Genomic DNA, 22601 nt, shown 5'->3' with positions numbered 1-22601 from the left:
ACACCGGTGCAGACCGTACAGAGTACCTGCTCACCACCTTCGGGTTGAAATCCGGCCGACAAGGGCCACAATCTGTACACATCGGGTCTGTGCGGCGTCATCGTTCGCCGCCGTCCGCCAGGAGGTGCTCCATGGCACAGGCAATGCGACGAAACAACTCGGCCTCTCTCCTCGCCACCGACGGCAAGCCTCATCCGCTCCAGGACACGCTGATGGCCGTGACCCTGGTGCTGGGCTCGATCGCCTTCATTACGGCGATGTTCCACAGCCTGCATCTGCTCAGCTCGTGGACAGGCCTGCTGGGCATCCTCACGGGCGCGTACGGCCAGTTCATCTCGGTGACGACGCGAGAGCGGTTCCTGCTGATCGTCGGCCTCGGAGCATCCGCCATCGGGTTCTTCCTCGGCATGGCGCACGGCGGTCTCTTCGGCGGCGTACTCGGCTAAGCCCCCGCGCCCGCCCTGGGGCCAGACAGGGCGCTCCCTTGGCGCAGTAGGCTTCGGCGCGAGAGCCGGAGCCCCTGACCCATGGGGACACACCTGCCGAGGAGCGCCCCGCATGAGCCTGACCCTGAGGACCATTAGCCGAGAGCAGCATCTGGCGTACATCCAGAGCCTGCCCGCGGCTAGCCACTGCCAGGTCCCGGCGTGGGCTGATGTGAAGACGGAATGGCGCTCCGAGAGCCTCGGCTGGTTCGACAAGAACAGCGAGCTGGTCGGTGCCGGCCTGGTGCTTTACCGACAGCTGCCGAAGATCAAGCGGTACCTCGCGTATCTGCCCGAGGGCCCGGTGATCAACTGGTACGCGCCGAACCTCGACGACTGGCTCCAGCCGATGCTGGCGCACCTGAAGCAGCAGGGTGCCTTCTCCGTGAAGATGGGCCCCCCGGTCGTCATCCGCCGCTGGGACGCGCCGAGCATCAAGGCCGGTATCCAGGACCCGGATGTGAAGCGCCTGCGGGATGTCGAGGCGACCCACATCGAGCCGCGCGCCTTCGAAGTGGCGGACCGGCTGCGGAAGATGGGCTGGCAGCAGGGCGAGGACGGCGGCGCCGGCTTCGGCGACGTACAGCCGCGGTACGTCTATCAGGTGCCGCTGGCGAACCGTTCGCTCGACGACGTCCTCAAGGGCTTCAACCAGCTCTGGCGGCGCAACATCAAGAAGGCCGAGAAGGCCGGTGTCGAGGTCGTCCAGGGCAGCTACGAGGACCTTGCCGAGTGGCAGCGGCTGTACGAAATCACCGCCGTGCGCGACCACTTCCGGCCGCGCCCCCTCTCGTACTTCCAGCGCATGTGGTCCGTTCTCAACTCCGAGGACCCCAACCGCATGCGGCTTTACTTCGCGCGGCACAACGGCGTGAACCTGTCCGCGGCGACGATGCTCGTCGTCGGTGGGCATGTCTGGTACTCGTACGGCGCTTCCGACAACATCGGCCGCGAGGTCCGGCCCTCGAACGCGATGCAGTGGCGGATGCTGCGCGACGCGTACGCGATGGGCGCGACCGTCTATGACCTGCGGGGCATCTCCGACTCCCTCGACGAGACCGACCACCTTTTCGGCCTGATCCAGTTCAAGGTGGGCACCGGCGGCGAGGCCGTCGAGTACGTCGGCGAGTGGGACTTCCCGCTCAACAAGGTGCTCCACAAGGCGCTCGACATCTACATGTCGCGCCGCTGATCTCCGTTCGAACCCGTTTCCCTTCATACCTCTGATACACCGCAGCCACGAGAAAGGTTCCGGACCGGCCATGGCGCTCACCCTCTACGTCGACACCGCGCGCTGGCGGGCGCACCAGAAGTCCGTACTCGATCAGTTCCCTGGGATCGTGCCGGTCTGCAAGGGCAATGGCTACGGTTTCGGCCATGAGCGGCTCGCGGACGAGGCGACCCGCTTCGGCTCGGACATCCTGGCCGTCGGCACCACATACGAAGCGGCCCGCGTCAAGGACTGGTTCAGCGGCGATCTGCTCGTCCTCACGCCGTTCCGGCGGGGCGAGGAGCCGGTGCCGCTGCCGGACCGGGTGGTCCGCTCAGTGTCGTCGGTCGACGGCGTGCACGCCCTGGTCGGCGCCCGTGTCGTCATCGAGTGCATGAGCTCGATGAAGCGTCACGGCGTGAAGGAGGAGGAGCTCGGACAGCTGCACGCGGCCATTGAGGACGTGCGCCTCGAGGGCTTCGCCCTGCACCTCCCGCTGGACCGTACGGACGGCTCGGACGCGGTCGAGGAGGTCATCGGCTGGATGGACCGCCTTCGGGCGGCCCGGCTGCCGCTGCACACGATGTTCGTCAGCCATCTGAAGGCCGAGGAGCTGGCGCGGCTGCAGCAGCAGTTCCCCCAGACCCGCTTCCGCGCGCGCATCGGTACGCGGCTGTGGCTGGGCGACCACGAGGCGACGGAGTACCGCGGCTCGGTGCTGGATGTGACCCGGGTGTCCAAGGGCGACCGGTTCGGTTACCGCCAGCAGAAGGCGGCCTCCGACGGCTGGCTGGTCGTGGTGGCCGGCGGCACGTCGCACGGTGTGGGCCTGGAGGCGCCGAAGGCGCTGCACGGCGTGATGCCACGTGCGAAGGGTGTGGCGCGCGCCGGTCTGGCCACGGTGAACCGCAATCTCGCGCCGTTCGTGTGGGCGGGCAAGCAGCGCTGGTTCGCGGAGCCGCCGCACATGCAGGTGTCGATCCTTTTCGTCCCCGCGGACTCTCAGGAGCCGAAGGTGGGCGAGGAGCTGGTGGCCCATCTGCGCCACACGACAACGCAGTTCGACCGCATCGTCGACCGCTGAGCTCGTCGACCGCTGAGCCAGTTGACCGACGAGCTGGTTGACCGCTGAGCAGACGTCCCGGGCTTCAGGTCCGGGACGTAGTGCCCCACTCCACACGCGGCCCTTCGAAGTGGTGCACGGCATGCCGCGCAGGGTGCGCCGCCCGCCCCAGCACAAAGGCGTCCTCCGACCCGTCGAGCACACCGCCCGACGGGTCGTCCGAACCGTCACGCCGTACGGCGTCCCGCTCCGGCATGAGGATGTCGCGTACGACGAGGGCGCACAGGTAGAGCGTCGCCAGCAGGTGGAGGGCGATGGCCAGCTGGTAGCCCTCTTGAGGCAGTCCCTGGTGCTTGTCGCCGCTCGTCGTGTACGCCAGGTACATCCAGATACCGAAGTAGTACATGAGCTCGCAGGCCTGCCAGATCAGGAAGTCGCGCCAGCGCGGCCTAGCCAGTGCGGCGAGGGGGATCAGCCACAGGACGTACTGCGGTGAGTAGACCTTGTTGGTCAGGACGAAGGCGGCGACGACCAGGAAGGCCAGCTGGGCGAAGCGCGGCCGGCGGGGGGCCGTCAGCGTCAGCGCAGCGATGCCCCCGCACACAAGGACCATCAGGAGCGTCGCGTACGTGTTCACGGCTTCGACGTCGAGGGGCTTGCCGGTGCGCTGGGTGATGATCAGCCAGAAGGACCCGAAGTCGACGGACCGTTCCTGGCTGAAGGTGTAGAACTTCTTCCACCCTTCGGGGGCGAGAAGCATGACGGGCAGGTTCACCGCGAGCCAGGCCCCTGTAGCGCCGAGTACTGCCGCACCGTACTGCCGGAATTTGCCCGCCCTCCAGCACAGCACAAGGAGGGGTCCGAGCAGGAGTACGGGATAGAGCTTCGCGGCGGTCGCCAGTCCGATGAGGATGCCGAAGGCGAGGGAGCGCCCCCGGGACCACATGAGCATCGCGGCGGCCGTGAGGGCGACTGCGAGCAGGTCCCAGTTGATGGTGGCTGTGAGGGCCAGCGCGGGCGCCAGGGCGACGAGCAGGGCGTCCCAGGGGCGGTGTCGGTGCGTACGGGCGACGCAGACCGCGGTGACGGCGGCGCAGATCATCAACATGCCGGCGTTGACCATCCAGTACGCCTGCTCGCGGCCCTGTACGGAGCCGTCGAAGGGGAGCGTCAGCCAGGCCGCCACCTGCATGAAGAGGCCCGTCAGGACGGGGTACTCGAGGAACTCCATGTCACCGGTCAGCCGGTCGAAATACGGCACAAGGCCGTCGGCGAAGCCGCGCCCGAGATACAGGTGGGGGATGTCGGAGTAGCAGGCGTGCGTGTACTGCGAACTGGTGCCGCGGAACCAGGCCCAGTCGTAGCAGGGGATCTTCTGCACCATGCCGAGCGCGAACATGCCGAGCGCCACCAGGGCGATGACGCGGACGGGTGTCAGTCGGCCGGCGCCCATCCTGGCCCACCGGCCGACGGGGCCGCCGATCAGCTCGCTGCCGGCTGCGGCGACTTCGTCCTGCTGCGTGGGCCGTACTACGGGCCGATCCTCGTGCACGCTCGTCATGGGGGTCATCCTGCCGTACGGGGCTGTGCACACGGCGAGGGCCGCCGCACTGGGTGCGACGGCCCTCGTCATGGGTTGGCTGGCGGTGGTGCGTCAGCCGCCGCCTCCGAAGAGGCCGCCGTCACTGCCGTTTCCGTTGCCGTTTCCGCTGCCACCGGTGTCGGTGGTGCCGGTGTCCGTACCACCCGTATCCGTACCGGCGGTGTCCGTGCCGCCGGTATCGGTACCACCGGTGTCCGTACCGCCCGTATCCGTGCCACCCGTATCGGTGCCACCGGTGTCCGTACCGCCCGTGTCTGTGCCGCCGTCTTCTTCGCACTCCCAGTCGAACGGCTTACAGGGCTTCTCCGGGTCAGTGGTCTCGGACGGGGCCGTTTCCGAGGGCGTCGCCGACGGGGTCTCGGACGGGGTTTCGGACGGCGTCTCGGACGGCGTCGGGCTCGGTGTCGGGCTCGGCGCACCGACCGAGTCCGCCTTCTCGCCGATCGGCTCGGCGGCGGGGAAGTCCGACGGAGGCATTTTCTTGAGTGCCTCGCGCATGTAGTTCGTCCATACCTCGGTGGGAATGTCACCACCGTGGATGGACGGGACGCCGCCGGTGCCGTTCATGGAGAGCAGCTTGCGGGACTCGGGGTCCGTACGGAACAGGGTGACCGAGGTCGACAGCTGCGGGGTGTAGCCGACGAACCAGGCCGACTTGTTCTTGTCGGTGGTGCCGGTCTTGCCGGCGGCCGGGCGGCCAAGCTTCTTGGCCTTGGTGCCGGTGCCGTTCTCGACGACGTTCTTGAGGACGTCGGTGATGTTGTTGGCGATGTCTTCGTCCATCGCCCGGCTGGGTGCGGGCTGATCGAACCCTTCCTGCTCCTCGCCGTCGTAAACGACCTTGGTTACCGAATACGGGTCGTGGTGCTCCCCAGAGGCGGCGAAGGTCGCGTACGAGTCGGCCATGCGGATGGCGCTCGGCGTAGACGTACCCAGGGAGAAGGACGCGTTCCGCTGGTCCATGCTCTGCTTGAGGATTCCGGTGTCCTCCGCCATTTCGGCCACCCTGGACAGGCCGACGTCGAAGCCGAGCTGCACGAAGGGGGAGTTGATGGATTTCTCCATCGCTTCCCTCAGCGTGACGTAGCCGTACTCCGTGTCACTCTCGTTCTTCTGCCGGAAGGGCTGCCCGTCCTTGCCCGGGATCGGGTCGCCGTTGCGGTCCCTGATGACGAGCATGTCGTTGGCGTTGTACTTGCTCATCGGCGAGAGTCCGCTGCCGTTGGTGTTCTGGGTGCCGTGTTGCATCGCCGCAGCGAGGACGTAGGGCTTCCAGGTCGAGCCGACCGGGACACCGGAAGTGTCGGCGTTGTTGGTGAAGTGCTTCTTGTCCCAGCCCTCGCCGCCGTAGAGCGCGACGATCTTGCCGGACTTCACATCCACCGAGGCCGAGCCGAACTGGACGAATCTATCCGTATCCGGCCGCTGCTTGGCGTCCAGGAATTCCTTGCGGGTCTTCCTCACCGCCTTTTCCATCGCCTCGACCTTTTCCCTGTTGAAGGTCGTGTAGACACGGTAGCCACCACGCTCGAGCTGCTCCGGCGTGATGTCGGTCTGCTTCATCAGGTACTTCTTGGCCGTCTCGACCAGGTAGCCCTTTTGGCCACTGAGGCCGGTGGCCTGGTCGGAGTCCTTGAGCTCGGGGAACGTCCTGTACTTGTCCCGATCGGCCTGCTCCATGCGGCCCACCTCGACCTCGCGGTCGAGGATCCACTCCCAGCGCTCCTTGGCGCGCTCGGTGTTGAGCTCAGACCTGGCGTTGTCGCCAATGCCGCCGTCCGGGTTGTACAGGTTCGGCCCCTTGAGCAGCTGGGCGAGGAAAGCACTCTCGTCCGGGTTCAGCTTGACGCAGTCCTTGCCGAAGTACGCCTGGGACGCGGCCTGGATCCCGTACGCGCCGCGACCGAAATACGCGGTGTTCAGGTAACCCGCCAGGATGTCCTTCTTGTCTTCCTGGACGCCCACCTTGATCGAAATGAAGAGCTCGGTGAACTTGCGCTTCAGCGTCTGATCCTGCTCCAGGTACGTGTTCTTCACGTACTGCTGGGTGATGGTCGAGCCGCCCTGGGTCTCCCCACCCGTGGCCATGTTGAAAACGGCCCGGCCGATTCCCACAGGGTCGACGCCCCAGTCGTCGTCGAAGGACTCGTTCTCGGCCGCGATAACGGCGTCCTGCATGTGCTTCGGAATCTCGCCGATCCCGACGTTCTGGCGATTGCGCTGGCCGCCGGTCGCAGCGAGCTGCTTACCGTCGTCCCAGTAGAAGACGTTGTTCTGCGCCTCCGCCATCAATTGCGGGTTTGGCTTGTCGACCCAGGCGAAGGCCACACCTGCACCCGCGACCAGGATCGCGAAGAAGCCGAAGCAGGTGCCGGCGACCTGCTTCCAGGACGGTACGAACCGTCTCCACCCGTACTTGTCCGAGCGCGGGTAGTCGATGAACCGCTTCTTGGCAGGCGGGCCGCCACGACCCCGGCGGGGCCCTTCGTGCCCCCCTCCGCCGCCGGCCTCGGGCCCGCGCCGCCGCGAGCCGCCACTGGCGCCCCGCTGGGCGGCACGGCGGGCCTCCGCTCTGCTGCCGTACTGGCGCTCCTCTTCATACGAACCGGAGGGCGACCCGGTGGTGGTGCCCCGCGTGGGAGCCGCGCGGCGGCCTGACGGCTGCTGCGCGGCTCGCCGGGCCGCGGCACGCCCGCTGTCTTGCGACTGTGGCGGTTTGCGACGGTGCTCGCTCATCGAACGACTACTCCTCGGGCAGGCGAGATCGCCTGGAAGCGGCAGCTGAGTTCCGGTCCCCCCGAAGTACGGACCAGCCCGGGGGCGGGCTCATCCGTACGGCCTCATGTGCATCCAGGACGAGGACGCTACCTGGCGTCACTTGGTTCCCGGTGGTCTGCATGCCGCACAGACTACGCACCGTCAAAACCCACCCAGTGCCGATCTTCACCCCAAATCAGGCAAGTTGCGTCCTGCGAATCAGTGATGTGACGCCGTTCACTCTGCCCCCACTTGTCGCATCGGGACTCCCGTTCTATCGTCTGGATGTATCGAGTCGATACATCAGCTCGGCATAAGGCCCGTCGGCGACTGGGGAGGCGAGGAATGAGCAGGCGCTCAGGCATCCTCGAATTCGCCGTGCTCGGCCTGCTGCGCGAGTCGCCGATGCACGGTTACGAGCTGCGCAAGCGGCTCAATACCTCGCTGGGGGTCTTCCGTGCCTTCAGTTACGGGACCCTCTACCCATGCCTCAAGACGCTGGTCGCCAACGGCTGGTTGATCGAGGAGCCGGGCAGCGCTCCGGAGGACGCGCTTGCCGCTTCGCTCGCGGGACGCCGCGCCAAGATCGTCTACCGGCTGACGGCGGAAGGTAAGGAGCACTTCGAGGAGCTGCTCTCCCACACCGGCCCGGATTCCTGGGAGGACGAGCACTTCGCGGCCCGTTTCGCCTTCTTCGGGCAGACCGAGCGCGAGGTGCGGATGCGGGTGCTCGAGGGCCGCAGGAGCCGGCTGGAGGAGCGTCTCGAGAAGATGCGCGCCTCCCTGGCCCGTACCCGGGAGCGCCTGGACGATTACACGCTTGAGCTGCAGCGGCACGGCATGGAGTCCGTGGAGCGCGAAGTGCGCTGGCTGAACGAGCTCATCGAGAGCGAGCGGGCGGGGCGGGACCAGCGACGGTCCACCCCCGAGAACTCAGCTCGCCAAGACACCACATCTGGAGAGACGGGCGGCCTGCCCCGGCACCGGGATGACACCCCGCCGGATCCGTCCGACGACACCGCCAAGTGAGGCCCCTGCACACCGCAGGGCCTCGTCGAGTACACACAGGGAGCAACCGCCAATGGGTTCGGTTCGCGTAGCCATCGTCGGCGTGGGCAACTGCGCCGCCTCGCTGGTGCAGGGCGTCGAGTACTACAAGGACGCCGACCCGGCGGGCAAGGTCCCGGGTCTGATGCACGTGCAGTTCGGCGACTATCACGTGAGTGACGTCGAGTTCGTGGCCGCCTTCGACGTCGACGCGAAGAAGGTCGGCCTCGACCTCGCGGACGCCATCGGCGCCAGCGAGAACAACACCATCAAGATCTGCGACGTGCCCAACACGGGTGTGACCGTCCAGCGCGGCCACACCCTCGACGGCCTGGGCAAGTACTACCGCGAGACCATCGAGGAGTCCGCCGAGGCCCCGGTCGACATCGTCCAGACCCTCAAGGACCGCCAGGTCGACGTTCTCGTCTGCTACCTGCCCGTCGGTTCCGAGGACGCTGCGAAGTTCTACGCGCAGTGCGCCATCGACGCCAAGGTCGCCTTCGTCAACGCTCTCCCGGTCTTCATCGCCGGCACCAAGGAGTGGGCCGACAAGTTCACCGAGGCGGGCGTCCCGATCGTCGGCGACGACATCAAGTCGCAGGTCGGCGCCACCATCACGCACCGCGTGATGGCGAAGCTCTTCGAGGACCGGGGCGTCGTCCTGGACCGCACGATGCAGCTGAACGTCGGCGGCAACATGGACTTCAAGAACATGCTCGAGCGTGAGCGCCTGGAGTCCAAGAAGATCTCGAAGACGCAGGCAGTCACCTCGCAGATCCCCGACCGCGACCTCGGTGCGGACAATGTCCACATCGGCCCGTCGGACTACGTGGCGTGGCTGGACGACCGCAAGTGGGCGTACGTGCGCCTCGAGGGCCGCGCCTTCGGTGACGTCCCGCTGAACCTGGAGTACAAGCTCGAGGTCTGGGACTCCCCGAACTCCGCGGGTGTCATCATCGACGCCGTGCGCGCCGCGAAGATCGCCAAGGACCGCGGCATCGGCGGCCCGATCCTCTCCGCGTCCTCGTACTTCATGAAGTCCCCGCCGGTGCAGTACTTCGACGACGAGGCCCACCGCGCCGTCGAGAAGTTCATCAAGGGCGAGGTCGAGCGCTAAAGCTCTGCCGCTGTCCGATCGTTGAGGGTCCCCTGGCAATCCGCCCGGGGACCCTCCTCGTGTGTGACCCTTGCTCGCATGCCCGTCGTAGGTGATCTGCGTGTCCTCCTGCGCCTGACCAACTTCCGCCGCCTGCTGGCGGTGAGACTGCTCTCGCAGTCCGCGGACGGCGTCTACCAGGTGGCACTGGCCTCGTACGTCGTCTTCTCCCCGGAGAAACAGACCTCCCCCGGCGCCATCGCCTCGGCGATGGCCGTCCTGCTGCTCCCCTATTCCGTCGTGGGCCCCTTCGCCGGCGTACTGCTCGACCGCTGGCAGCGTCGCCAGGTCTTCCTGTACGGGAACCTGCTGAGGGCGGTGCTCGCCTGCGGCACAGCGCTGCTGATCCTGGCCTCCGTGCCGGACTGGCTCTTCTACGCCTCGGCCCTCTCCGTCACCGCCGTCAACCGCTTCGTGCTCTCCGGACTCTCGGCCGCCCTGCCACGCGTCGTCGACGCCGACCGGCTCGTCATGGCCAACTCGCTCTCGCCGACCGCGGGCACGCTCGCCGCAACCGCCGGCGGTGGTCTCGCCTTCGCGGTACGGCTCGTGGCGTCGGACTCCGATGCGGCGGTGGTTCTGGTGGGTGCCGCGCTGTACCTCTGCGCCGCCCTGGCGTCCTTGCGGATGAGCCGTGAGCTGCTCGGCCCCGACCCCGAGTTGGTCCTGCCGGGACTGGGTGCCGCGCTGGCCTCAACGGCACGCGGTTTCGCCGACGGGCTGCGGCATCTCGCGGAGCGCCTGCCCGCCCGCCGTGTGCTGGCCGCAATGACGCTGATGCGCTTTTGCTACGGCGCGCTCACGGTGATGGTGCTGATGCTGTGCCGGTACGCCTGGTCGGACGGCTCGGACGGGCTGGCGTTGCTCGGGGTCGCTGTCGCGATGTCGGGGGCGGGGTTCTTCGCGGCCGCTGTGCTCACCCCGTGGGCAGTGGGGCGGCTCGGAGCGTACGGATGGATGGTGGTGTGCGCCGGATCGGCCGCCGTACTCGAACCGGCTCTTGGCCTGCCCTTCGCACCTGTACCGATGATGGCCGCCGCCTTCGTGCTCGGGCTCACCACGCAGGCCGCAAAGATCACCACGGACACGGTGGTGCAGTCGGAGGTCGACGACGCCTATCGCGGGCGGATCTTCTCGGTCTACGACGTGCTGTTCAACGTCGCGTTCGTAGGGGCCGCGGCGGTGGCGGCGTTGATACTGCCCCCCGACGGCCGCTCGGCCGCTCTGGTCGTCACCGTCGCGGTCGTCTATGCGATGGCGGCTGCGATCGTGTCCCGTTGGAAGCGCGTTGGTGGCGTCCTATAGCGTGCGCGCGTCAAACACTCATGTGCGCAGCGCATTCTCAGGGGGAGTCCCGTATGACCTATCCGCCGCAGCAAGGCCCTTCGCCGTACGGACAGCAGCCCCCGCAGTAGCCTTACCCGCCGCAGCCCGGCTACGGCTATCCCCAGCAGCAACAGCCTTACCCGCCTCAGCAGCAGTACCCGCAGCAGCCTTATACGCCGCAGCAGTACCCACAGCAGCAGGGCGGCTACCCCGGCCACATGGCGCCGCAAGGCCCGCCGCCTCCGCCGCAAGCACCCAAGAACATGTCGGTGATACGCAACCTCACCATCATCGTGCTGCTGCTCGGCGCTCTGGGCGGCCTGAAGTTCGGCTGGGACAAGGTCTTCGAGTCGGACGCGAAGGCGGCGGCGGTCGGTGACTGCATGAAGAATAACGGCACCGAGTTCACGCCGAACATGGAGGCGGTCGGCTGCGGCAACTCAGCCGCCCAGTTCAAGATCGCCGAGGTTCACGACGACACCGCTGACATGAACCTCTGCGACAAGACCAAGTACACGGCTTACACCGAGACTTCAGGACGACGTAAGAGCAGGACCAGCGTCGTCCTGTGCCTGACGGACCTGAAGGCCAACTAGCCGAAGCGACTGGATTGGCTGGCTCGGCTGACGCGGAAGGGGCGGTGTTTCACGTGAAACACCGCCCCTCAGCCCATCCGCACTCCGTCATGTTTCACGTGAAACATGCGCTCAGCTCTGAGCCGCCCACCACTCCTTGAGTGCCCCGACCGCCGCCTCGTGCTCCATCGGGCCGTTCTCCAGCCGCAGCTCAAGCAGGAACTTGTAGGCCTTGCCGATCTCCGGGCCGGGCCTGATGCCCAGAATCTCCATGATCTGGTTGCCGTCCAGATCGGGCCGGATGGAGTCCAGCTCCTCCTGCTGCTGCAGCTCCGCGATGCGCTCCTCAAGCCCGTCGTAGGCCCGCGAGAGCGCGCCCGCCTTGCGCTTGTTGCGCGTAGTGCAGTCAGAACGGGTCAGCTTGTGCAGCCGGTCCAGCAGCGGGCCCGCGTCGCGTACGTACCGTCGCACCGCCGAGTCGGTCCACTCCCCGGTCCCGTACCCGTGGAAGCGCAGATGCAGCTCCACGAGTGTCGAGACGTCCTTGATCAGGTCGTTGGAGTACTTGAGAGCGGTCATGCGCTTCTTGGTCATCTTGGCCCCCACCACCTCGTGGTGATGGAACGAGACCCGACCGTCCGCCTCGAAGCGCCGCGTCCTCGGCTTTCCGATGTCATGCAGCAGAGCCGCCAGCCGCAGAACGAGGTCCGGACCGTCCTCTTCGAGGTCCATGGCCTGCTCCAGCACGGTCAGCGAGTGCTCGTAGACGTCCTTGTGCCTGTGATGCTCATCACTCTCCAGGCGCAGCTGAGGCAGCTCCGGAAGCACGTACTCGGCGAGCCCGGTGTCGACAAGAAGCCTCAGACCCTTGCGCGGGTTGTCGGAGAGAATCAGTTTGTTGAGCTCGTCACGTACCCGCTCCGCCGAGACGATCTCCAGGCGCTCGGACATGGCCGTCATCGCGGCCACAACTTCGGGCGCCACCTCGAAGTCGAGCTGAGCGGCGAACCGTGCTGCGCGCATCATGCGCAGCGGGTCGTCGGAGAACGACTCCTCGGGCGTCCCGGGAGTGCGCAGAACACGGGCCGCTAGGTCCTCCAGGCCACCGTGCGGGTCGATGAACTCCTTCTCCGGGAGCGCGACGGCCATCGCGTTGACGGTGAAGTCGCGGCGTACGAGATCTTCCTCGATGGAGTCGCCGTAGGACACCTCGGGCTTGCGCGAGTTCCTGTCGTACGCCTCGGAGCGGTACGTCGTGACCTCGATCTGGTAGCCCATCTTCTGGGATCCCACCGTCCCGAAGGCGATCCCGACCTCCCACACCGAGTCCGCCCACGGCCGGACGATCTTCAGTACGTCCTCGGGGTGGGCGTCGGTCGTGAAGTCCAGGTCGTTGCCGAGCCTGCCGAGCAACGCGTCCCTGACCGATCCCCCGACCAGGGCGAGACTGAAGCCCGCCTCCTGGAAGCGGCGAGCGAGGTCGTCGGCGACAGGGGCGACGCGCAGCAGCTCGCTGACTGCGCGTCGCTGCACCTGGCTCAGGGCACTGGGATTGTCTTCGTTGGCGTTCGGCACAACAGAAAAGGGTACGTGCCCCAGCCGGACGAAGCTCCCCAGTTTCCCTCCGCCCGGAACACTCTCGCGATCATGTGGCGCAGTCCGCAGCACTTCGCCACAGCGCACCTCGTTACCATGCGTGGACGCATTAATCGACAACCACCACCGGCAGCAGACGACGACAAGGACGGGCGAGCGCGTGGCCGAGGCGGCAGACTTCCAGGGGACGACTCCCTCACCTGCCCGCCGGTGGCTGCGGCGCACAGCAGCGCTGCTCGCCGGCACCCCCCTGGTAGCGGGCCTCTTGTGCCTCCCTGCAGCTGCCCCCGCGCACGCCGCGGAGGACGGCACCGGCTCACGCACCGTCGACGTGTCCCTCGACACACTGACCCCCAGCGCCCCGGTGGAGGGCGGCAAGGTCACGGTCTCGGGCACGATCACCAACAGGGGCAAGGAAACCGTCACCGACGCCCATGTCGGGCTGGGCGTCGGGCCGCGGATGTCGAGCAGGTCCGCGATCGACTCGGCGGCCGAACGCACCGGGTACACGAACGGCCTCGACGCCGCGGAGATCGGCGGGAAGTTCACCAAGAAGTTCGCGAAGCTCCCCGCCGGGATAAGCGAGGAATTCAGCATCACGGTGCCGGTCGGCAAGCTGGGTCTCGACGACCAGGGCGTCTACCAGCTCGGTGTGTCCCTCTGGGGACAGACCCCGAGCCGCCCGTACGAGCAGGTGCTGGGCATCGAGCGGACCTTCCTGCCCTGGCAGCCGGAGGACACGGAGAAGAAGACCCAGCTCACCTATCTCTGGCCGCTGATTTCCTCCACACATCTCACCGCCGAGACAGGTTCGGACGAGCAGCAGACTCCGGTCTTCAAGAACGACGACCTCGGCGCGGAGCTCGCACCGGGCGGACGGCTGGAGCGGCTCGTCTCGCTCGGCAATGAGCTGCCCGTGACATGGGTCGTGGACCCGGACCTGCTCGCCACCGTCGACGCGATGACAAAGGGCTACCAGGTCAAGTCCGAGGACGGCGAAACAACGGTCGCCGGAAAGAACCAGGCCGTCGCCAACCGGTGGCTGAACAATCTCCAGAAGGCCGTGCAGGGCCGGAAGGTCGTGGCGCTCCCGTTCGCCGACCCCGATCTGGCCTCTCTGGCGCACCGCGGCAAGGACGTCCCCGGATCCCTCAGCCACCTGAAGCCGGCGACCGATGTCGCTGCCACGGCCGTGCAGTCGATCCTCCTCACGGAGCCCTCGACGGACTTCGCGTGGCCGGTGGACGGCGCCGTGGATCCCTCGGTCGTCGACGTCGCCACCTCGGCCGGTGCGCACAACGTGATCGCGCGCAGCGACAGCCTGCAGGAGACCGGTGGCCTGCCGTACACACCCTCCGCGGCCCGGCCGATCGGCGGCGGCACGACGGCCGTGGTCGCCGACGCCCGGCTCTCCACCGCCTTCCAGGGCGACATGTCGACGGCGGGTGACTCCACACTCGCGGTGCAGAAGTTCCTCGCCCAGACGCTGGCGATCACCCTTCAGAACGAGACCAAGCAGCGCAGCATCGTCGTCGCCCCGCAGCGGCTGCCGTCCGCGAGCCAGGCACAGTCGATGGCGAGCGCCCTGCACGGGCTCGACGCCCAGCGCTGGTCCCAGCCGCTGGACATGGTGGCGGCGGCGAAAGCCAAGCCTGATGCCAAGGCCACGACCCAGGTGCCGGGTGAGGCCGAGTACCCCGGAGCGCTGCGCAAGCAGGAGCTTCCCGCCAAGGCCTTCCAGGACATCAAGGCCACGCAGGACAAGCTCGACAACTTCAAGGTGATCCTGACCGCACAGGACCGGGTGGTCACGCCCTTCGGCAACGCGATCTACCGTGCGATGTCCACGTCCTGGCGCGGCAACGAGCGGACCGCCCAGGCGTACCGGAACGGTGTTCAGAGCTACCTGGTGAGCCTCACCGACGAGGTGCAGCTCATCCAGAAATCCGATGCGACCTTGTCGGGGCGCAGCGCCACCATTCCGGTGACCGTCCAGAACAAGCTGGTGCAGGGCGTCGAGCACCTGGTGCTGCGGCTGGAGTCGACCAAGCCCACCCGCCTCAAACTGGACGGCAAGCAGACCATCGCGGAGCGGCCGGTGAAGGTCGCGGGCGGCCACAGCCAGTCGGTGAAGTTCACTGCCACCGCGAACGCCAACGGCCCGGTCCCGGTGGTCGCACAGCTCTACACCGAGGACGGCACACCGTACGGCCGCTCCATGGAGTTCACGGTGGACGTCAACGAGTTCACTCCCACCGTCATGCTGGTGATCGCCGGAGGCGTGCTGCTGCTCGTTCTCGCGGGCGTCAGGATGTACACCCAGCGCAAGCGTGCGGCGGCCCGTGAGGCCGGTGACGGGGCCGACGGCCCCGAGCAGCCGAGTGACCCGACACCGGACACTGGACCGGAAAGCGGCAACCCGTCGGGCACGGGTGAGAAAGTGGACCGTTGAGCAACGCCGTGGCCGGCCGGCCGGGGACGATGAGGGGTTGCAATGCTGCGCCTTTCCGGGGGACAGTCCCCGGATCGGTGGCCGCACACCCAGCGGGGCACAGCTCGCCGGAACAGGAAGCTCGAGGGGAGCACCAGTGAACGCGCCGTACGACGGTGACCGTGGACAAGGCGCGGGCGGCACTGCGCCTTCCAGGGGATTGCCCCCGGAGCCCACGGCAGCGGGCCATGTGCCGTCGCCGCAGCAGCCCGAGACCGCCCAGGACCCGTATGTCCAGGACGCCTACAGCCACGACCCTTACCGGTCGCAGGACCCCTCCGCGCAGGATCCGGTGACGGAGGCGCTCTACGACCGCGCCTCGCACCCCCCGCCGCCCCCCGGCACCTACCAGGAGCCGCAGCCGCTGTACCAGCAGCCGTCCGCGCCGCAGCATGCGCCGAATCCGCGCGTATGGGCCCAGACCCCGCCGCCGGAGCCGGAGGACGGCCCGTCGCGCCGTCTGCCGTACGGCGACGATGCCGCGACCACCCAGTTCGTCGGCGTGGACGACCTGGTCACACAGGCGGGCGAGGAGCTGCCGGAGCAGGATGCCTTCGCCCACCTCTACCGCGACCAGCAGGAGGCAGGCGGAGCCACTCCTGCGGCCGCTCCCGAACCGGCCCCGGCGCCCCCGCCCAAGAAGCCCGCGGGCCGTGCGGCGAGCGTGCTGAAGTCGAGCGCACTGATGGCAGCGGGCACGCTGGTCTCCCGCCTCACGGGCTTCGTACGCAGCCTGGTGATCACTGCGGCTCTGGGTGCGGCCCTGCTCGGTGACACCTTCACCGTGGCGTACACCCTGCCCACGATGATCTACATTCTGACCGTCGGTGGCGGCCTCAACTCGGTCTTCGTGCCGCAGCTGGTGCGCGCCATGAAGAACGACGAGGACGGCGGCGTAGCGTTCGCCAACCGCCTCCTCACCCTCGTCATGGTCGTTCTCGGCGCCATCGTCGTGCTTGCCGTGTTCGGGGCGCCGCTGCTGGTCCACGCGATGTCGCCCACCATCGCCGACAACCCGGACGCCAACAGCGTCGCCGTCACTTTCGCCCGCTACTGCCTGCCCACGATCTTCTTCATGGGTGTGCATGTGGTCATGGGCCAGATCCTCAACGCCCGCGGAAAATTCGGCGCGATGATGTGGACGCCGGTCCTCAACAACATCGTCATGATCGTCACGTTCGGGCTGTTCATCTGGGTCTACGGCACCTCTGCCGAGTCCCGGATGGGCGTCGAGACCATCCCTGCGGAGGGCGTCAGGCTGCTGGGTATCGGCACTCTGCTCGGCCTTGTCGTCCAGGCCCTGGCGATGATCCCGTACCTGCGCGAGACCGGCTTCCGCTTCCGTCCGCGCTTCGACTGGAAGGGCCACGGCCTCGGCAAGACGGTCAAGCTCGCCAAGTGGACCGTTCTCTTCGTCCTCGCCAACCAGGCGGGCGTAGTCGTCGTCACCCAGCTCGCCACGGCGGCCGGCGCGGCCTCCGGCAAGGACGGCGCGGGCATCCTCGCCTACTCGAACGCCCAGCTGATCTGGGGCATGCCGCAGGCCATCATCACCGTCTCCGTCATGGCCGCCCTGCTGCCCCGCATCTCCCGTGCCGCACACGACAACGACCCGGGTGCCGTCCGTGACGACATCTCCCAGGGACTGCGCAACTCGGCCGTCGCGATCGTCCCCGTCTCCTTCGCGTTCCTCGCGCTCGGCGTCCCCATGTGCACCCTGCTGTTCGCCTCGACCGGCCACGAGGGCGCCCAGGCCATGGGCTTCATCCTGATGGCCTTCGCGCTCGGCCTCATCCCGTATTCCGTGCAGTACGTCGTCCTGCGCGGTTTCTACGCGTACGAGGACACCCGCACGCCCTTCTACAACACCGTCATCGTCGCCGCCATCAACGCGGCTGCCTCAGCCGTCTGCTACGTCGTCCTGCCCGCACAGTGGGCCGTGGTCGGCATGGCGGCCTCGTACGGCCTGGCCTACGCCATCGGCGTCGGTATCGCCTGGCGGCGCCTGCGCAACAGGCTGGGCGGCGATCTGGACGGCACTCACGTCCTGCGTACGTACGCCCGTCTGGCCGGGGCCTCCGTACCGGCGGCAATCCTGGGCGGCGCTGCCGGCTTCGGCATCATGCACGTCCTGGGCAGCGACGCTCTCGGATCGCTGGCGGCGCTGGTCGTCGGTGGGATCGTGCTGCTCGGCGTCTTCTTCGTCGCCGCGAAGCGGATGCGGATCGAGGAGCTCAACGCCATGGTGGGCATGGTGCGCGGGCGGCTCGGGCGCTAACCTCCGGGCTGGCCCCGCACAACCATCATCGGCCGCTGCGTGTCGTGCATAGCGCCGGACTGTGGGCACAATTGGCATGGCTGTTCAACAGCGCGCAACGGATGGGGAGGCAGGAACGACGGTGGCGGAACGTAGCACGGCTGCCGTCGACGTGGCCGACAACAGCGGTGATGAACCGCTGACCGCCAAGGCGGACAAGGCCACGGCCGACGGGGTGGCGGAAGCCCAGGACACAGCGGACGAGAAAAAGGGCGAAGCGGACGGTGAGGGACAAAGCTCCGATACCCCCATCGCCACACCCGAGCTGCACAGCGGGCACAAGCTCGCCAGACGCTACCGGCTCGAAGAATGCGTCACCCGTCTGGACGGATTCAGCAGCTGGCGCGCGGTCGACGAAAAGCTCCGTCGCGCCGTGGGTGTCCACCTGCTGCCGGCGGACCACGCACGGGCCAGGTCCGTGCTCGCCGCGGCCCGCTCGTCGGCGCTGCTCGGCGACCCCCGATTCGTCCAGGTCCTGGACGCGGTGGAGGAGAACGACCTCGTCTACGTCGTCCACGAGTGGCTGCCGGACGCCACAGAGCTGACGGCGATGGTCGCAGCGGGCCCGCTGGAGGCCCACGAGGCGTACCAGCTCGTCAGCCAGATCTCGCAGGCCATGGCCGCCGCCCACCGCGAGGGCCTCGCCCACCTCAAGCTCACCCCGGGCGCCATCCTGCGGACCTCGTCGGGCCAGTACCGGATCCGCGGGCTCGCGGTGAACGCCGCCCTGCGTGGCATCACATCCGACCGGCCGCAGCGCACGGACACCGAGGCGATCGGCGCACTGCTGTACGCCGCCCTGACACAGCGCTGGCCGTACGAGAGGGACGCGTACGGCCTCTCCGGGCTGCCCAAGGGCGTCGGGCTCATCGCCCCCGACCAGGTACGCGCCGGCATCCACCGGGGGCTCTCGGAGCTCGCGATGCGTGCGCTGATCAACGACGGTGCGACCGCCTCACGCCAGGAACCGCCCTGCACCACCCCGGACGAGCTGGCGAAGGCCGTCGCGGCCATGCCCCGCATCCGTCCGCCGGAGCCCACGTTCACTGCGCCGCCCGAGTACCAGCGCACCACCTACCAGCAGGGCACCTACGGCAGGCCGGGCCCGCACTCCGGTGCGCAGGCCAGCCAGCCCCTCGTGGCAGCCCCGCCCCGCCCGCTCCAGAGCCGCACCGGCAAGGTGCTCAAGTGGGGTGTGGCGGCGCTGCTCATCGCCGCGCTCGGCCTGGGCAGCTGGCAGCTTGCGGACACCCTCCTGGACCGAGACCAGGATTCCGACGACAAGACGTCCTCGCAGACCAACAACGGCAAAGAGCCCAAGAAGCCCGACCCGAAGCCGCTCCGGATCTCCGACGCCCGCGTGTACGCGCCGAACGGCGACGGAATAGAGGCGGAGGACGTACCCCAAGCCATCGACGACGATACGGGCACCGCCTGGATCACCCCGCAGTACAGGGGCTACGCCAACTTCGGCAATCTTCCGCAGCGCAAGGACGGCAGCGGGATAATCATTGATCTCGGCAGCGCCCAGGACGTGTCCGGCGTCGACATCGACATGTACCGCAGCGGTCAGACCGTCGAAGTGCTCGCAGCGGACGAGAACGCCTCGAATCCTTCCGCGCTCTCCGATTTTTCCCAGGAGATCACCGCACTGGAGCCGGCAGCAGACAAGCTGGAAGCCACGCTCGACAAGCCCGTCCGGACCCGGTACATCCTGATCCACATCACATCGCTGCCGACCGACGGCTCACCCGGCGCCTTCCGTGGTGGAATCTCGGAGATCAAAGTCACCGGCTGACCGCCACACCAGGGGAGGGGGCTCACCGTTGGACGACGTCACACTCGGCGACACAAGCGACCAGGATCTACTGGCCCGCCATGTCAAGGGCGACCCAGACGCTTTCGGTGAGCTCGTACGTCGCCACCGCGACCGGCTCTGGGCGGTAGCCCTCCGCACGCTGGGCGACCGTGAGGAGGCCGCTGACGCGGTTCAGGACGCCCTGGTGTCCGCCTACCGGGCCGCCCACACCTTCCGCGGCCAGTCCGCCGTGACCACCTGGCTGCACCGCATCACCGTCAACGCCTGTCTCGACCGAGCACGCAAGGCTGCCTCCCGCAAGACAGCGCCCGTCGATGACGCCGAGCGCCTGGATCAGCTCCTCGAACCCCACGAGTCTGCCGAGGCTCCGGCAGAGCGCCAGGACCTCCACCGGGAACTGATCGCGGCTCTGGCCACCCTGCCCGTCGAGCAGCGGGCAGCCCTGGTGCTGGTGGACATGCAGGGGTACCCCGTCGCGGAGGCTGCGCGCGTCCTCGAAGTACCGACAGGGACCGTAAAGAGCCGCTGCGCGCGCGGCCGGGCACGACTGCTGCCACTACTCACCCATCTGCGCACGAATACCGGGGATAGCAATGACCTCGGCGGGGGAAGGAACCGGACGCACGGGGCATCCGTCCCACCGGCGTCGGGACCAAAGGATGCAGGACCAAGTGATCCTGCTGCTGTGAAGGGCGGAGGTGGGCGCGCATGACATCGACGGCCGGCACGACTCAGCACCCGGACGTCTCGGAGATCTCCGATCTCGCCGAAGGCATCCTCACCCCTTCCCGCACGGCGGACGTACGTCGCCACCTGGACGGGTGCGCACTGTGCGCCGACGTACAGGCCTCTCTGGAGGAGATCCGCGGGCTGCTGGGCACACTGCCCGGTGCGCATCGGATGCCTGCCGATGTTGTCGGCCGTATCGACGCCGCACTGGCCGCCGAGGCGCTCCTGGACTCCACAGCGCCTGAAGAGACCACCCCTGTTTCACGTGAAACAACGCCTGCCCCGCGCGTGGCCGAAGTGGCCACCCCGGACCGCCCGGCGGGACGCCCCCGCGCGACGACAGGGCCCGGCCGTCAGGCGACTCGCCGCCGCCGTAATGCCGTCATCGGGGCCGTCTTCGGGACAGCCGCAATCGGCATGGGATTGCTCCTGCTGCAGTCCGTCGGACCGTCGGGTGGTGGTGACTCGTCCACCAGCGGTGACGTCACCGCCTCGCAGGATCGTGGGACAGCGTTCTCGAAGCCCGCTCTCGAGAACCGCGTGCAGTCTCTGATCGCCAAGCAGCCGATGTCGCAGGGCAAGCCCGAGAAGGCGCCGTCCGTAGATATCGAGAACACCCCCATGCGGGGGGCCGATGTCTACGTGCCGCCGTGCGTGCAGGAGGGGATCGGCCGCAACGCCGTGCCGCTCGCCGCCGAGGAGGGGACGTACAACGGCAAGAGCGCCTTCCTCGTCGTGCTGCCGCACCCCACCGATGTCACGAAGGTGGAGGCGTATGTCGTCGACGCCGCCTGCGTCAACGAGACTCCGCCCGCCAAGGGCAAGGTTCTGCTGACGCAGGCCTACCCTCACCGCTGAAACGCGCCCGAGTGGGCTCGGACACCTCGGGAATGCATGCCCCGTAGGATCCGTTGGGTGGGGTGAGAGTCCAAGACCAAGCCCCGTAGGCAGCAGGCAGTCCGCAGAGACGAGGAAAAAACCCGTGAGCGACGTCCGAAACGTGATCATCATCGGCTCCGGGCCCGCCGGTTACACCGCCGCGCTGTACACCGCGCGTGCGTCGCTGAAGCCGCTGGTGTTCGAGGGTGCTGTGACCGCAGGCGGTGCTCTGATGAACACCACCGACGTGGAGAACTTCCCCGGGTTCCGAGACGGCATCATGGGCCCCGACCTGATGGACAACATGCGGGCCCAGGCCGAGCGCTTCGGCGCCGAGCTCGTTCCGGACGATGTCGTGTCGGTCGACCTCACAGGCGAAATCAAGACGGTCACAGACACCGCAGGCACCGTCCACCGTGCCAAGGCCGTCATCGTCTCGACGGGCTCCCAGCACCGCAAGCTCGGCCTCCCGCAGGAGGACGCACTCTCCGGACGCGGCGTCTCCTGGTGCGCCACCTGTGACGGGTTCTTCTTCAAGGACCAGGACATCGCCGTCGTCGGCGGTGGCGACACCGCGATGGAGGAAGCGACCTTCCTCTCCCGCTTCGCCAAGTCCGTGACCGTCGTCCACCGCCGGGACACTCTGCGTGCCTCCAAGGCCATGCAGGACCGCGCCTTCGCCGACCCGAAGATCAAGTTCGCCTGGGACAGTGAGTGCGCCGAGCTCCAGGGCGCCCAGAAGCTCTCGGGCCTGACCCTGCGTGACACCAAGACGGGCGAGACCTCCCCGCTTGCAGTGACCGGACTGTTCATCGCCGTGGGCCACGACCCGCGCACCGAACTATTCAAGGGCCAGCTGGAGCTCGACGACGAGGGCTACGTGAAGGTCGACGCACCGTCGACGCGCACGAACCTGTCCGGCGTTTTCGCGGCCGGTGACGTCGTAGACCACACCTACCGGCAGGCCATCACGGCTGCGGGGACGGGCTGCTCGGCCGCACTCGACGCCGAGCGCTTCCTGGCCGCCCTCGCCGACGGCGAGAAGGTTGCGGAACCCGAGAAGACCGCCACCGCCTGATCTGCCACTCCCCACCCCACACCCCACGAAGTTAAGGAGGCTGCCGTGGCCGGCACCTTGAAGAACGTGACCGACGACTCCTTCGAGCAGGACGTCCTCAAGAGCGACAAGCCTGTTCTGGTGGACTTCTGGGCCGCTTGGTGCGGTCCGTGCCGCCAGATCGCCCCGTCCCTTGAGGCAATCGCGGCCGAGCACGGCGACCAGATCGAGATCGTCAAGCTCAACATTGACGAGAACCCGGCCACCGCTGCCAGGTACGGCGTGATGTCGATCCCGACGCTGAACGTCTACCAGGACGGCGAGGTCGCCAAGACCATCGTCGGCGCCAAGCCGAAGGCTGCGCTCCTCCGCGACCTCGGGGACTTCATCGGTGACGAGGTCGCCAAGGCCTGACCGCCTGTCTCTGTTTCACGTGAAACATGTGTGGGCCCATCTCCCTTCCGGGGGATGGGCCCACAGGCGTATGCGCC

At 67.8% G+C, this 22601-nt stretch carries 17 protein-coding genes; 14 read left to right on the top strand and 3 right to left on the bottom strand.

Annotated features, from left to right (window positions below; all coding sequences use genetic code 11):
- Positions 1-131 precede the first annotated feature (131 nt).
- The 3 genes from J7I98_RS12490 to J7I98_RS12480 all read left to right on the top strand — a co-directional run bounded on the left by J7I98_RS12490 (position 132) and on the right by J7I98_RS12480 (position 2779).
- Complete coding sequence (locus J7I98_RS12490; RefSeq protein WP_214920716.1) at positions 132-446, top strand: hypothetical protein; 315 nt, start codon at positions 132-134, stop codon at positions 444-446.
- Between the two features lie 112 nt (positions 447-558).
- Positions 559-1677, top strand: a complete 1119-nt coding sequence (locus J7I98_RS12485; protein ID WP_214920715.1) for a peptidoglycan bridge formation glycyltransferase FemA/FemB family protein — start codon at positions 559-561, stop codon at positions 1675-1677.
- A gap of 70 nt (positions 1678-1747) precedes the next feature.
- Positions 1748-2779, top strand: coding sequence for an alanine racemase (locus J7I98_RS12480; RefSeq protein WP_214920714.1), 1032 nt, complete (start codon positions 1748-1750; stop codon positions 2777-2779).
- Between the two features lie 64 nt (positions 2780-2843).
- Here the strand turns inward: J7I98_RS12480 and J7I98_RS12475 are convergent, their stop codons facing one another.
- Positions 2844-4328: a glycosyltransferase family 87 protein gene (locus tag J7I98_RS12475; RefSeq protein WP_214920739.1), complete on the bottom strand. Its 1485-nt coding sequence runs from the start codon at positions 4326-4328 to the stop codon at positions 2844-2846.
- Between the two features lie 84 nt (positions 4329-4412).
- A complete protein-coding gene (locus J7I98_RS12470; RefSeq protein WP_214920713.1) occupies positions 4413-7097 on the bottom strand; it encodes a transglycosylase domain-containing protein in 2685 nt (894 codons plus the stop codon).
- A gap of 366 nt (positions 7098-7463) precedes the next feature.
- On the opposite strand from J7I98_RS12470, the gene J7I98_RS12465 reads away from it, so the two are divergent.
- The 4 genes from J7I98_RS12465 (at position 7464) to J7I98_RS12450 (ending at position 11243) form a co-directional block, all read left to right on the top strand.
- Positions 7464-8147 (top strand): PadR family transcriptional regulator, encoded by a 684-nt coding sequence (locus tag J7I98_RS12465; RefSeq protein WP_214920712.1) that lies wholly within the window; start codon positions 7464-7466, stop codon positions 8145-8147.
- A gap of 52 nt (positions 8148-8199) precedes the next feature.
- Positions 8200-9282 (top strand): inositol-3-phosphate synthase, encoded by a 1083-nt coding sequence (locus J7I98_RS12460; protein WP_214920711.1) that lies wholly within the window; start codon positions 8200-8202, stop codon positions 9280-9282.
- 78 nt (positions 9283-9360) lie between these two features.
- Complete coding sequence (locus J7I98_RS12455) at positions 9361-10626, top strand: MFS transporter (protein WP_214920710.1); 1266 nt, start codon at positions 9361-9363, stop codon at positions 10624-10626.
- Between the two features lie 239 nt (positions 10627-10865).
- Complete coding sequence (locus J7I98_RS12450; RefSeq protein WP_251020502.1) at positions 10866-11243, top strand: hypothetical protein; 378 nt, start codon at positions 10866-10868, stop codon at positions 11241-11243.
- A 111-nt stretch (positions 11244-11354) separates the two neighbouring features.
- On the opposite strand, the gene J7I98_RS12445 is transcribed toward J7I98_RS12450, so the two are convergent.
- Positions 11355-12797: a CCA tRNA nucleotidyltransferase gene (locus tag J7I98_RS12445; protein WP_214920709.1), complete on the bottom strand. Its 1443-nt coding sequence runs from the start codon at positions 12795-12797 to the stop codon at positions 11355-11357.
- A 181-nt stretch (positions 12798-12978) separates the two neighbouring features.
- On the opposite strand from J7I98_RS12445, the gene J7I98_RS12440 reads away from it, so the two are divergent.
- The 7 genes from J7I98_RS12440 to trxA all read left to right on the top strand — a co-directional run bounded on the left by J7I98_RS12440 (position 12979) and on the right by trxA (position 22524).
- Positions 12979-15270: a DUF6049 family protein gene (locus J7I98_RS12440; protein ID WP_214920738.1), complete on the top strand. Its 2292-nt coding sequence runs from the start codon at positions 12979-12981 to the stop codon at positions 15268-15270.
- Positions 15271-15406: 136 nt separating this feature from the next.
- Positions 15407-17587 carry a murein biosynthesis integral membrane protein MurJ gene (gene murJ / locus J7I98_RS12435; protein ID WP_214920708.1) on the top strand — a complete coding sequence of 727 codons (2181 nt, stop codon included), beginning with the start codon at positions 15407-15409 and terminating at the stop codon, positions 17585-17587.
- Between the two features lie 121 nt (positions 17588-17708).
- Positions 17709-19424, top strand: a complete 1716-nt coding sequence (locus J7I98_RS12430; protein WP_214920707.1) for a protein kinase family protein — start codon at positions 17709-17711, stop codon at positions 19422-19424.
- Between the two features lie 28 nt (positions 19425-19452).
- Complete coding sequence (sigM, locus tag J7I98_RS12425) at positions 19453-20157, top strand: RNA polymerase sigma factor SigM (protein ID WP_214920706.1); 705 nt, start codon at positions 19453-19455, stop codon at positions 20155-20157.
- Positions 20154-21032 (top strand): zf-HC2 domain-containing protein, encoded by an 879-nt coding sequence (locus J7I98_RS12420; protein ID WP_214920705.1) that lies wholly within the window; start codon positions 20154-20156, stop codon positions 21030-21032. The genes sigM and J7I98_RS12420 overlap by 4 nt, the downstream gene beginning before the upstream one ends.
- Positions 21033-21156: 124 nt before the next feature.
- Positions 21157-22131 carry a thioredoxin-disulfide reductase gene (trxB, locus tag J7I98_RS12415; RefSeq protein WP_214920704.1) on the top strand — a complete coding sequence of 325 codons (975 nt, stop codon included), beginning with the start codon at positions 21157-21159 and terminating at the stop codon, positions 22129-22131.
- A 45-nt stretch (positions 22132-22176) separates the two neighbouring features.
- Complete coding sequence (trxA, locus tag J7I98_RS12410; RefSeq protein WP_214920703.1) at positions 22177-22524, top strand: thioredoxin; 348 nt, start codon at positions 22177-22179, stop codon at positions 22522-22524.
- Positions 22525-22601: the final 77 nt, after the last annotated feature.

The sequence above is a fragment of the Streptomyces sp. ISL-98 genome, from assembly GCF_018614055.1.
Classification (GTDB): domain Bacteria; phylum Actinomycetota; class Actinomycetes; order Streptomycetales; family Streptomycetaceae; genus Streptomyces; species Streptomyces spiramyceticus.
Note: the sequence above shows the minus strand (reverse complement) of the source record. Positions and strands in the feature narration are given on the sequence as shown.